General features: G+C 72.8%; 12 protein-coding genes. 4 read left to right on the plus strand and 8 right to left on the minus strand.

Going from position 1 to position 11,497, the window contains the following annotated elements; genetic code table 11:
* Positions 1 to 43 precede the first annotated feature (43 nt).
* The gene (locus F6W97_RS30450; protein WP_155374022.1) at positions 44 to 460 is read left to right on the plus strand and encodes a Sec-independent protein translocase family protein; all 417 of its coding nucleotides are present in this window, start codon (positions 44 to 46) and stop codon (positions 458 to 460) included.
* 185 nt (positions 461 to 645) lie between these two features.
* Here the strand turns inward: F6W97_RS30450 and F6W97_RS30455 are convergent, their stop codons facing one another.
* The 5 genes from F6W97_RS30455 to F6W97_RS30475 form a co-directional block, all read right to left on the minus strand.
* A complete protein-coding gene (locus F6W97_RS30455) occupies positions 646 to 1,788 on the minus strand; it encodes an Mrp/NBP35 family ATP-binding protein (protein WP_155374023.1) in 1,143 nt (380 codons plus the stop codon).
* A gap of 128 nt (positions 1,789 to 1,916) precedes the next feature.
* Positions 1,917 to 2,447 (minus strand): DUF1003 domain-containing protein, encoded by a 531-nt coding sequence (locus tag F6W97_RS30460; protein ID WP_155374024.1) that lies wholly within the window; start codon positions 2,445 to 2,447, stop codon positions 1,917 to 1,919.
* Between the two features lie 25 nt (positions 2,448 to 2,472).
* On the minus strand, positions 2,473 to 3,723 hold the full coding sequence (locus tag F6W97_RS30465; RefSeq protein ID WP_155374025.1) for a magnesium transporter MgtE N-terminal domain-containing protein: 1,251 nt from the start codon (positions 3,721 to 3,723) through the stop codon (positions 2,473 to 2,475).
* Between the two features lie 37 nt (positions 3,724 to 3,760).
* Positions 3,761 to 4,240: a hypothetical protein gene (locus tag F6W97_RS30470; protein ID WP_407924622.1), complete on the minus strand. Its 480-nt coding sequence runs from the start codon at positions 4,238 to 4,240 to the stop codon at positions 3,761 to 3,763.
* 232 nt (positions 4,241 to 4,472) lie between these two features.
* Positions 4,473 to 5,405 carry a DMT family transporter gene (locus tag F6W97_RS30475; protein WP_155374027.1) on the minus strand — a complete coding sequence of 311 codons (933 nt, stop codon included), beginning with the start codon at positions 5,403 to 5,405 and terminating at the stop codon, positions 4,473 to 4,475.
* A 159-nt stretch (positions 5,406 to 5,564) separates the two neighbouring features.
* Here F6W97_RS30475 and F6W97_RS30480 point away from each other — a divergent pair, with 159 nt between their 5' ends.
* On the plus strand, positions 5,565 to 6,260 hold the full coding sequence (locus tag F6W97_RS30480) for an HAD family hydrolase (RefSeq protein ID WP_155374028.1): 696 nt from the start codon (positions 5,565 to 5,567) through the stop codon (positions 6,258 to 6,260).
* Between the two features lie 264 nt (positions 6,261 to 6,524).
* On the opposite strand, the gene F6W97_RS30485 is transcribed toward F6W97_RS30480, so the two are convergent.
* The gene (locus F6W97_RS30485; protein ID WP_155374029.1) at positions 6,525 to 7,292 is read right to left on the minus strand and encodes an SDR family NAD(P)-dependent oxidoreductase; all 768 of its coding nucleotides are present in this window, start codon (positions 7,290 to 7,292) and stop codon (positions 6,525 to 6,527) included.
* Positions 7,293 to 7,381: 89 nt separating this feature from the next.
* Between F6W97_RS30485 and F6W97_RS30490 the strand changes: the two genes are divergently transcribed.
* Together F6W97_RS30490 and F6W97_RS30495 are read left to right on the plus strand one after the other, a co-directional pair.
* Positions 7,382 to 8,062 carry a DUF4190 domain-containing protein gene (locus tag F6W97_RS30490; protein ID WP_155374030.1) on the plus strand — a complete coding sequence of 227 codons (681 nt, stop codon included), beginning with the start codon at positions 7,382 to 7,384 and terminating at the stop codon, positions 8,060 to 8,062.
* A gap of 33 nt (positions 8,063 to 8,095) precedes the next feature.
* Entirely contained in the window at positions 8,096 to 9,247 is a 1,152-nt protein-coding gene (locus tag F6W97_RS30495) for a class I SAM-dependent methyltransferase (protein WP_155374031.1), read from the plus strand.
* Between the two features lie 145 nt (positions 9,248 to 9,392).
* On the opposite strand, the gene F6W97_RS30500 is transcribed toward F6W97_RS30495, so the two are convergent.
* A complete protein-coding gene (locus F6W97_RS30500; protein ID WP_155374032.1) occupies positions 9,393 to 10,439 on the minus strand; it encodes a hypothetical protein in 1,047 nt (348 codons plus the stop codon).
* A gap of 25 nt (positions 10,440 to 10,464) precedes the next feature.
* On the minus strand, positions 10,465 to 11,403 hold the full coding sequence (locus tag F6W97_RS30505; RefSeq protein ID WP_155374033.1) for a biliverdin-producing heme oxygenase: 939 nt from the start codon (positions 11,401 to 11,403) through the stop codon (positions 10,465 to 10,467).
* Between the last annotated feature and the right edge of the window lie 94 nt (positions 11,404 to 11,497).

An 11,497-nucleotide genomic window follows, 5' to 3' on the forward strand; every position in this document is an offset into this window, starting at 1 on the left:
GCGCACGTACCCTTGCGACGGCGGACACACTCAGGAGGCAGCGGTGTTGGACAACCTGAACAGCTGGGAGTTCATCGGGCTCCTGCTGATCGCACTGTTGATCTTCGGCGAGCGGCTGCCCAAGGTGATCGGCGACGGCATGCGCATGCTGCGCGGCCTGCGCGCCATGGCCACCAACGCCACCGGTGACCTGAGCAAGGAGCTGGGCACCGACATCAAGCTCGAAGACCTCAACCCCAAGGCGTTCGTACGCAAGCACCTGCTCAGCGAGGAGGACGAAGCCGCCCTCCGCAAGCCGCTGACCGGCATCTACGACGACCTCCGGGGCGAGCTGAACAACGCCGGCAAGCTGGCCGCCGAGACCAAGGCGAACGTCAACGCCATGGCCACCGCCACCCCCTCGTCGTCGTCCTCGACTCCCGCCGCCCCGGCCCCGGCCCGCTTCGACGACGCCACCTGACCCACCCGGCCCGCGCCGGCCCCGCGCCCCTGCCCGCCGCGCCGCGCGCCCCCCACGTCCCGCGTGCACAACTCTTAAAGACTTGCGGCCTCAGAGTGCATCTGAGGCCGCAAGTCTTTAAGAGCTGTCGCAGCAGGGTGGGGTGGTCGCCCCTGGCCGGCCCGTCGGGGCGGAGGCCGTCCGGGTCAGCGCTTGGCGGGGGAGAGGCCCAGGGATTTGCCGACGAGGGACTCGCGGCGCTGGGCGAGGCGGTCGGCGATGGCGTTGAGGGCGGTTCCGGCGGGCGAGCCCGGCGTGGCCAGCACCGCCGGGGTGCCGTTGTCGCCGGCTTCCCGTACGCCGGTGTCCAGCGGGATCTGGCCCAGCAGCGGGACCGACGCGCCCGTGAGGCGGGTCAGCGAGTCGGCCACGGTCTGCCCGCCGCCCGCCCCGAAGACCTCCATGCGGGTGCCGTCGGGCAGCTCCAGCCAGGACATGTTCTCGATGACGCCGACCAGGCGCTGGTGGGTCTGCATGGAGATCGCGCCCGCGCGCTCGGCCACCTCGGCGGCCGCGGCCTGCGGGGTGGTGACGACCAGGATCTCGGCGGTCGGCAGCAGTTGGGCCAGCGAGATCGCGATGTCGCCGGTGCCCGGGGGCAGGTCGAGCAGCAGCACGTCCAGGTCGCCCCAGTACACGTCGGCGAGGAACTGCTGCAGGGCCCGGTGCAGCATCGGCCCGCGCCAGACGACGGCGGCGTTGCCGCTGGTGAACATGCCGATGGAGATGACCTTCACGCCGTGTGCCTGCGGCGGCATGATCATGTCTTCGACCTGGGTGGGGCGGCCTTCGACGCCGAGCATCCGGGGCACCGAGTGGCCGTAGATGTCCGCGTCGACCACGCCGACCGACAGGCCCCGGGCGGCCAGCGCCGCGGCCAGGTTGACGGTGACGCTGGACTTGCCGACGCCGCCCTTGCCGGAGGCGACGGCGTAGACGCGGGTGCGGCTGCCGGGCTGCGCGAACGGGATGACCGGCTCGGCCGCGGCGTTTCCGCGCAGCCGCTTCTGCAGGTCCTGGCGCTGGTCCGGGCTCATCACGCCGAAGTCGATCTCGACCGAGGTGACGCCCTCGACCGTGACGGCGGCGGCCGTGATGTCGGTGCGCAGGGTGTCCTTGAGCGGGCAACCGGCGACGGTGAGCAGGATGCGGACGTACGCCACACCCGCGTCGACCTTCACCGACTCGACCATGCCGAGTTCCGTGATGGGACGCTTGATCTCCGGGTCGTTCACGGAGGCGAGTGCGGCCAGGACTGCCTGGTCGTCGGCGTGCACAGCGGTGGACATGCGCCCATGCTACCCGCGGCATCGATCATGACCGGCCGACGCGTGGGCCGGGTGGCACGCGCAACATTCTCGCAACCCGTTGCCCGCGTTCGCCCGATCGTGGGACCATCGAAGGAGCTTGCCGCGCGTCATGCCCCTTGCGACGCGCGGCTCTTCTTTTCCTTGCGGTCGGCCTTCTCCTGGTGGTGCCGCCGGGCCGCTGCGTCGTCCAGCTCCTCGGCCAGTTTGGCCAGCTCGGAGCGGATGTAGTCACGGGTGGCCACCTCGTTGAGCGCCATCCGCAGCGACGCGATCTCCCGGGCCAGGTACTCCGTGTCGGCCTTCTGGGCCTGGGCGCGGCGGCGGTCCTCGTCGATGGTCAGCCGGTCGCGGTCGGCCTGGCGGTTCTGGGCGAGCAGAATCAGCGGGGCGGCGTACGACGCCTGGGTGCTGAAGAACAGGTTGAGCAGGATGAACGGGTACGGATCCCACTGCAGCCCGAAGACGCCGATCAGGTTGATCAGAATCCAGACGATCACGAAGACCGTCATGTAGACGAGGAACCGCGCGGTGCCCATGAAGCGGGCGAACTTCTCCGCGAAGTTGCCGAACGCGTCGGGGTCCCACCGGGGCAGCCGGATGGCGTGCGGTTCCCGGGGCTGGTCGAGGCGGTCGCTCATCGGACCTCCTCCGGGCCGGGCGCGGTCATGGGGTGCGGTCCGTGGCGCGCTCCTGCTCCCGCCAGTCCCGCGGCAGCAGGTGGTCGAGCACGTCGTCCACGGTCACCGCGCCGACCAGCCGGTCGTTGGAGTCCACCACCGCGATCGCGACCAGGTTGTAGGTCGCCATCCGCCGGGTGATGTCGGCCAGCGGCAGGCTCGGCGACAGCGGGGTGATGTCGCGCTCCAGCACTCCGCCGAGCAGGTCGCCGGGCGGCTCGCGCAGCAGCCGCTGGAAGTGCACCACGCCCAGGTACCGGCCGGTCGGCGTGTCGATCGGGGCGCGGCACACGAACACCTGCGCGGCCAGCGCCGGGGACAGGTTCTTCTCGCGGATGCGGGCCAGCGCGTCGGCGACGGTGGCGTCCGGGGTCAGGATCACCGGCTCGCTGGTCATCAGCGCGCCGGCGGTGTTCGGCCGGTACTGCATCAGGGCCCGCACCGGGGCCGACTCCTCCGGCTCCATCAGGTCCAGCAGCAGCGCCCGCTCGGTGGGCGGCAGCTCGGCCAGCAGGTCGGCGGCGTCGTCGGCGTCCATCTCCTCCAGCACGTCGGCGGCCCGCTCGCGGTCCAGCCGGGCCAGGATGTCGACCTGGGCGTGTTCGGGCAGCTCCTCCAGCACGTCGGCCAGCCGCTCGTCGTCCAGCGCCGCGGCGACCGCGTGGCGGCGCTGGTCGGGCAGGTCCTGCAGCGCGTTGGCGAGGTCGGCCGGGCGCATCTTCTCCAGCACCGACAGCAGCGAGGCGGTGCCCTGCAGCGCACCGGCGTCGACGAGGCCGGTCAGCTCGTGCCACTCGAACTGGTGCAGCTGGCCGCGCCGGCTCAGCCGACTGGTGATGTCGCGTACGGCGACGCGGCCGAGGTTCCACTGCCCGGCCCGGTCGGACTCCATGGCGACGTCGACCACGGTGGCGGGGGTGCCGTTCGGGGTGGTGATGCGCCGGTCCAGCAGGTCCGCGAGCACCATCAGCTCGGCCGGGCCCTTCTGGAAGCGGCGCAGGTTGATGGTGCCCGAGCCGAGCACCACGCTGTCGGCGTCGATGGAGGTGACCCGGGCGATCGGCAGGAAGATCTGCCGTCGCAGCGGCATCTCCGCGACCAGGCCGACGACCGACGGGGACCCGTCGGAGCGCAGCCGGGCGACGGCGTCACGCACCCGGCCCACCTGGTCGCCGTTCGGGTCGTAGACGGGCAGGCCTGCGAGCCGGGCGACGAAGACCCTGGTCAGCGTGGCCATATTCGCATGGTATGCGTATTTCTCACATGATTGGGAGTTATCGGCGTCGGACCCGGTGCAGGCGGAACGGCTTGCGGGTGGCGTTCGCCGCCGGGGTCGGCCGGGGCTCGGCCCGCCCCGAGTCCTCGCCCGCGGACGCCGGGTCGCCGGCCGGAACGAGCGCCACCAGGACACACTCCCGCCCCCAGCGCTCGGCGAGCGCCTCGGCAGTGCCGGGCGAGTTGAGCCGCTTGCCGGCCAGCGTCACCGCGACCGCGGTCCACTGCTCGCCACCAGGCTCAATCCGCTGCACCTGCGCCGGATAGGTCACCACCGCTCCGCCGTGATCCCCGCGCAGCGTCACCGTCGCCTCGGCGGCCTCGGCCAGCCCCGGCAGCGCCTGCTCGCCCGGCCCGACCACCACGTGCAGCCGCCCGTCCTGCGGCAGGCACCACACCGCGTACGCGGGCCCGCCCCCCACCGACACCCACGCCACAGCCGCCTTCTTAGCGGCCTCCTCCACCAACGGATGCGTCATACCGCCCATCCTCCCACCCAAAGGAAGGGCACCTTCACATCGCTATACGTAGAGCAAGGGCACCTTCTTAACGCCGCACCCACGGTGACCTGCCCACTTCCGGGCCACCGCGACAGGAGCCGAGCCGACACCCCACCAAGTGGGGCTTCGGTCGTGCAGTTTCGGGGAAACTGCGCTCCGGATTCCGCCGATGGCGGCACTTTCCCCGAAACTGCACGGGGTGTGTGGCGGGTCAGCGGCCGGTGGCGGGCAGGTCGACGTCCACCGGGTCGGGGGTGGGTAGGGCGGCGGGGCGGCGGGCACCGAGGATGACGGCGGCGACACCGGCCATGAGCAGGGCGATGCCGGGCCAGGCGGCGGCGGGCGGGGCCTGGCCCAGCCATACCCAGCCGAGCACGGCGGCACCGGGCACCTCCAGCAGGATCAGCACGCTGATCGTGGTGGCGGAGACCTTGTGCAGGGCGTAGTTGAACATCGAGTGCCCGAGCAGCTGCGCCCCGGCGGTCAGCGCGATGATGGCCAACCAGGTCCGGTCGTCGAAGCCGGTCATCTCCACGCCGAAGAGCAGGCACACGCCCAGCAGCAGCACGGCGCAGACGGAGTAGCAGAGCGTCGTGTACGTCGTGGTCGAGGTCCGGCTGCGCGCCTTCTCGCCGAAGGACGTGTAGATCGCCGCGAGCAGGCCGCCGGCGACGGCCAGCAGGTCGCCGACGACCGCCGTACCCCCGCGGGTGAAGTCGGCGCCGGTCGCGATCGCCGCGCCCACCACGGCGCTGCCGATGCCGATCCAGGTCCACCGGCCCAGCCGCCGCCCCTGCCAGAGCGCGATCAGCCCGGCCCAGACCGGCTGCGTGGCGACCAGCGCGGTGGCGGTGGCGACGGTGGTCATCTTGACGCTGGGCACCCAGGTGGCGAAGTGCCCGGCCAGCGCGAGCCCGGCCAGCACGCTCCACCGCCAGGCGTGGCCCTCGCGCAGCCCGCGCAGCTCGGCCCGGCGGCGGGTGAGGGTGACCGGGGCGAGCACGCCGACCGCGAGGGCGTTGCGCCAGAAGGCGATGGCCAGCGCGGGCGCGGCGGCGTACGCGATGAGCGGCCCGGACGACGACACGGCGACGATCGCGACCGTGATCGCGGCGATGGTGAGCGGGTCGAGCCGTGATCGCATGAAGCCCGATCCTGCCAGGCGCAGGTGAGCGGCCTGTCGGCGCGCTGACAAATACTAAATGCGTTCATCCGCACACTGTGCGCGATCATCCTATGTACTTCATGTGAGCGGCTGATTACTGTCGCACGAATGGATTCAGAACCTTCGTTATCCGGCGTAATGCCGCGCGCGATCCTGTTCGACTTCTACGGCACGCTGACCTCGGCGTGCACCCGCGGACCGGCCCACGAACTGGCCCCCCGGCTGCTCGGCTGCGAGCCCGCCGAGTACTTCGCGGTGCTCAACACCTCCTTCTACCCCCGCTGCCGCGGCGCGTACGGCGACGCCCTGGACACCATGCGCTGGGTCGCCGCCGAGCTGGGCGTACGCGTCACCCCCGCGCGGCTGCGCGCCGCCCAGGCGGCCCGGCTGACGGCCGTACGCGCCGACACGCACCTGCGGCCCGAGGCGGTGCCCACGCTGTGGCGGCTGCGCCGCGCGGGGGTACGCCTGGCCGTGGTCAGCGACTGCGCCTGGGAGCTGCCCGAGATCATGCGCTCGTTGCCGGTCTACCACCTGCTCGACGCGAAGATCTTCTCGGTGCAGGCCGGCTGCACCAAGCCGGACCCGCGGATCTACCTCGCCGCCTGCGAGCGGCTGAACGTCTCGCCCGAGGAGTGCGTCTTCGTCGGCGACGGCGGTTCCCGCGAGCTGACCGGCGCGCAGGCGCTCGGCATCCGCGCCATCCGGCTGGCCGCCCCGGACCTCGCCGACCACCTGCAGTTCGCCTCCGACGACGCTTTCACCGGCGAGTCCGCGCGCACCCTGCCCGACGCAGCCGCACTCGCAATGACCCCCCAGCCCGTGGGGGTATGACCCCACCCCCGACCCCGCCCACCCCCGACCCCGCCCACCCCCGAGCCCGCCCACCCCCGCGCCCGCCCACCCCCGAGCCCGCCCACCCCCGCGCCCGCCCACCCCCCGCGCCCGCCCGCCCACCCCCCGCGCCCGCCCACCACGAGGCTCGCCCACCACAAAGCAAGCCCGACCTGCCCCACCGCAGGTGGGCGCAGGTCGGGCGTTAAGAAGGGCACCTTCTGCAACGCATAGCGTTAAGAAGGTGCCCTTCCTTCGGGCTGGTCAGCCCTGGCGTACGGATTGGCCGCCGTCGATTACGAGCATCTGGCCGGTTATGTAGCCGGCGGCGGGGGAGCAGAGGAAGGCGATGGTGGCGGCGACCTCGTCGGGGGTGCCGGGGCGGCCCATCGGCGTGTCGTAGCCGAGCTTGAGCTCGGCCAGGGTGGACGCCGAGGTGTGGATGGTGCCGGGGGCGACCGCGTTGACGGTGATCCCGTCGGCGACCAGCTCCATCGCCAGCGCGCGGGTCAGGCCCAGCACGCCGGCCTTGGCGGCTGCGTAACCCGCCTCGGCGGGCAGCGCGTTCACCGGTCCGGCGGTGGCGGCGAGGTTGACGATGCGGCCCCAGCCACGCTCGGACATACCGCTCAGGAACGCCCGGCTGGACAGGAACGCCGTGGTCAGGTTCCGGTCGATCTCGGCTTTCCACTCCTCGAAGCTGAGCTGCGCCACCGGCCGGATCACCTCCGGGCTGGCCCGGCTGGTCAGGCCGGCGTTGTTGACCAGGATGTCGACGTCGCCCAGCTGCTCGGTGACCGCGTCGGCGAGCGCGCCGACCTCCGCCTCCAGGGTCAGGTCGGCGACGAAGCCGAGCACGCCCAGTTCGCCGGCGCGCTCGTGGATGCGCCGGGTGGTGGAGACGACGGCGACCTTCGCGCCGAGTGCGGCCAGCTGGCGAGCGGTGGCGAAGCCGATGCCGTGCGGGCTGCCGGCACCGGTGACGAGTGCGACCCGGCCGTCCAGCCGGAAGAGATCCATCCGCTCGTTCATGGCTTGATCCTGCCGGTTTGTCCGAGCTGACGCCAGTAGGAGGCACCGCTTACTCTGTCGGGACCCCTTCACCGGATGGAGCCAGGCCGATGACCGACCCCACCGCGCCGCCGCCTGCGAGCCCCGATCTCGGCAAGCCGCAGCCGGCGTTCCCGGAGCCGGTGCCGCTGACCTTCGGCTCGGCCGACCCCGTTCCGGCTGCTCCGGCACCCGTTTTCGGCAGCCCTGCCACGGATCCGGCCGCGTCGGGCAGCCCGGCCGCGAGCCCCGCCGCGGTGCCGGGGCACTGGCCCAATCCGTACCAGGCGGCCGGTCCCCACCCCGCGAGCGGTCACCCGACCGGCGGCTGGCCGCAGGCTGCCGGACAGCCGGCGCCGCCCGCAGGCCCGCCCGGTCAGCCGGGTCCTTACGGCGCCTACCCGCCGCCGGGCTACGGCCCGTACGGCCCGTACGGCTACGGCCACGTGCAGCGGCGCACCAACGGCATGGCCATCGGCGCGATGGTGACCGCGCTGGCCGGTGTGCTCCTGCTGTGCTTCTACGGCGTGCCCGCGCTCATCCTCGGCCCGCTCGGCGCGATCCTCGGGCACGTCGCCCGGCGCAAGATCCGCGAGAGCGGCGAGGACGGCGACGGCATGGCCCTGACCGGCATCATCGTCGGCTGGATCGCCACCGCGCTGGCGGTCCTCGTCATCGCCGGATTCGTGGCGCTGATCGTCTTCCTGCCGGACAGCCCGGCCGGGCACTACGAGCCGCCGGGGGCCTTCTGACCGGCTCCGCGGCCCATCGCGCATCCTTGACGTATGGCAGCACTCCCTGAAGCCCTGGCCGAGGTACGCGAACTCCTGCTGGCGCCGGACCTGATCCGGGCCACCGCGGGCGGGCAGCGGCGGGACGGGACACCGTCCGTGCAGCGGGCCACGCTGCGCCCGGTGACCCTGAAATCGGGCGACCGGGTGCAGTTGGTCACCGAGGACGGGCAGCGTCCGACCACGGTGAACCTCGCCCCCGGCGCGGAGCTGGCGGGCCGGGTGGACGAGCTGCTGGCCGAGCCGTTCGGCAGCTGGACCGTGGAGACCGGGCACGGCACGCTGCGCCTGCAGACCACGAAGAAGGGGGCGGTGCTGCACCGCTCCGCGGCTCCGGCGGCCGCGCCCGCCGTCACCGCGCACGACCGGTCGCGGGAGCACCTGATCGACCCCGGCGATCCGCTGTACGCCGTGATCGGGGGCGACGCGGCCAAGCGCCGGCAGGTCGACGCGTTCCTGCGGGCGCTGGACGCGACCCTGCCGGACCCGGCGCAGCTGCCGAGCCCGCTGCACGTGGTCGACCTGGGCTGCGGCAACGCGTATCTGACCTTCGCCGCGTACCGCCACCTGTCCGGGCTCGGCGTGGACGTGCGGCTGGTCGGCGTGGACGTGCGCGACGACCAGCGCGAGCGCAACACCGCGATCGCCCGCAAGCTGGGCTGGGAGGATCACGTCAGCTTCGTCGCGGGCACCATCGCCGACGCGCCGGTGCGGCAGGCCGACGTGGTGCTGGCGCTGCACGCCTGCGACACGGCCACCGACGACGCGCTGGCCCGCGCGCTGTCCTGGGACGCGCGCTGGATCCTGGCCGCGCCCTGCTGCCACAAGGACCTGTCCCGGCAGCTGCGGCGGCGGCCGCCGGAGGGGGCTGCGGCGCTGCTCACCGAGCACGGCATCCTGCGCGAGCGGTTCGCGGACGTGCTCACCGACACGGTGCGCGCGGCACTGCTGCGCCGGCAGGGGTACGCGGTGGAGGTGGTCGAGTTCATCGACTCGGCGCACACCCCGCGCAACGCGATGATCCGCGCCCACCGCACCGGCCGCCCGCCGTCGCCCCAGGCGGCCGCGGAACTGGCGGCCCTGCTTGCCGAGTGGCAGGTCCAGCCCCACCTCGCGAGCCTGCTGGCCGACGTCCCGCCCGCCTGACCCGACCCCGTCGCCCGACTCCGCGGGTCCGCGCCCCGGTGGTCCGGGCCCATGGTCAAGATCGTTCGATTTGCCAGGCAGATGGGTGTGAGCGGGTTCAAGATACGCACAGGTGCCAGGCAAGTCGGACGGTCAACCCCGCGGGTCAGGGGGTGAGGGCTTTGGCGAGTTCGATGGCGGTGTCGGCGAGCAGCGTGTCCGGCGGCATGGGCGCGCCGGCCAGCGCGGCGACGAAGGTGGCGAACCCGGGCAGCGGGTAGCCGTCCTCGTCGGCGATCGCCGGATCGTGCTTGGCCAGCGAGGCGCGGGTGCGGCCCCAGGCGTCGAGCAGTTCGCGCTGCGACGGCACGCCGAAGCCGTGACCGACCGGCGCGCTGTGGCGCAGCTTCACCACCGCCGACTCGTTGAGCGTCCCGGCCAGCAGACAGCCGTGCGTGACGAGCTCCGCCTGCCGCGCGTCGAGCCGGCGGTAGACGCTGCACCGCCGGTGGCAGGTGGTCGCGCAGACGCAGAGCGCGTGCGAGGTGTTCGAGTGCTGGCGGTCCAGGTAGGTCCGCCAGCCGGCGTTGTTCTCGTGCGCCACGGTCAGGGTGCGCCGCGCGGCCGACTTCTCCGGTTTGGTGTGCGGGCAGTCCCGGTCCTCGAAGTCGCCCCAGGCGCTGCCGTCGCCGCCCACCGCCGCGGGCATGCGCACCGGGTCGGCGGCGTGCCCGAGCACCCGCTCCCAGACCAGCAGCGGCCCGTACTCGCTGGCGATGTGCACCGCGGCGACCACCGCCGTGGTCTCGCCGCGCCGGTAGCGCGCGTCGATGACCTCCAGCAGCAGCCGGAACGTGGGCCGCATGCTGCCCAGCGCGCCGCGGTGCACCTCCTTGGGCGCCTGCGGCATCCGGCATGCGAGTGCCCGTTCCCGCAGGTGCTCGGGTATGTGGTCGCCGTGCACCTGGTCGGCGACGGCATGCTCGGTGTTGGCCTCCGCGGCGGCGTTCAGCTCACCGAAGTCCTCGGCGTCGAGGTCGAGCAGCCGCTGCCCGAACGCGCACAGCTGCTGCACGTGGGCGACCGACTCGGTGGACAGCGCCCCGCCGCCGGCGCGCGGCAGCACACCGGAGTCCGGGGCGACCAGAGCGGCCACCTCCGCGAAGGCGTACCGCCTGGTCAGCGCGATGAGAACGTCGTGTGCCGTCTCCACACCGGCCAGTGTTCCACGCCCGCGCTCACCGGGCAGGCACCCCGAGCAGGGCGCACGCCTCACGGTAGAGCCGGGTCACCTCGACGCGCACCTGGGCGCGCTCGGTCAGCTGCTCGGCGAAGGGCACCCGGATCGGCGTCTCGACACCGTTGATCACGGCGTTGAACTCGATGCCGCGGTTGTCCATGCCCGACATCAGCGCCGCGGTGGCGTCCGGGCGGGCCGGCTCGGGGAGCGCGGCCTGGCAGATCAGCAGCGAGTCGGCCGGGTGGTCCTCGTTCATGTGCCGCATGATCTGGGCGATCACCTCCGGCGGGAACGGGTTCGGGTGCACCCGGCCCAGGTCGGCCAGCAGGTCGGTGTTCAGCCGGTACGCGAGCTTCACCTCGTCGATGATGCGGTCCTGTTCGGCGGCGCCCCACGGCGCGGCGTCGAGCCGGGCGCGGTAGGCCTCCTTGAACGCGGTGAGGTCGGTGATGCCGTCGAAGGCGTAGAAACGCAGCCCGTCGCCGCCCAGGGTGAGCCCGTAGGAGCGGGCCAGGGCACGGGCCACGTACTGCCCGCCGGACAGGTCGCCCAGGTAGCGGTTGTAGTGGTGGGCGACGTAGCCGCCGGGCCAGGTGAAGGCGACTTCGCGCAGGCGGGCGGTGTACTCGGCGGTGGTCGCGACGGGGATGAGCGCGTCGCGCCAGTCGGCCCCGAGCAGGAAGGCGAGGTCCTCGGCGAGCGCGGGCAGGCGGGTGAGCGCGTCGGCGTGGAAGCCGGCCGCGACCGGTTCCCCGCTCCAGTGCGCGGCGGCCTCCTCCAGCACCTGGTAGACGAGGTAGTGCTGCGCGGTCAGCGCAGCGTGGGCGGCGACGGTGAGCCGCCCCCGGGTCAGGTCGTCCAGGAACGTCGTCTGCTCGGCCGAGCTGTGGTCGGACCAGGTGGCGGCGCGCAGGCGGGTGGAGAAGGGCTCACTCATGCGCAGCACCGTACGCGAGTAAGGACACCCTAACCTCAAACTTTCGTTTGATCCTGGCCTGCGAAAAGATTCCGGCCTGCGAAAAAGGGACGCC

It is taken from the genome of Catellatospora vulcania (assembly GCF_009720385.1).
In the GTDB taxonomy this organism is placed as follows: Bacteria; Actinomycetota; Actinomycetes; order Mycobacteriales; family Micromonosporaceae; genus Catellatospora; species Catellatospora vulcania.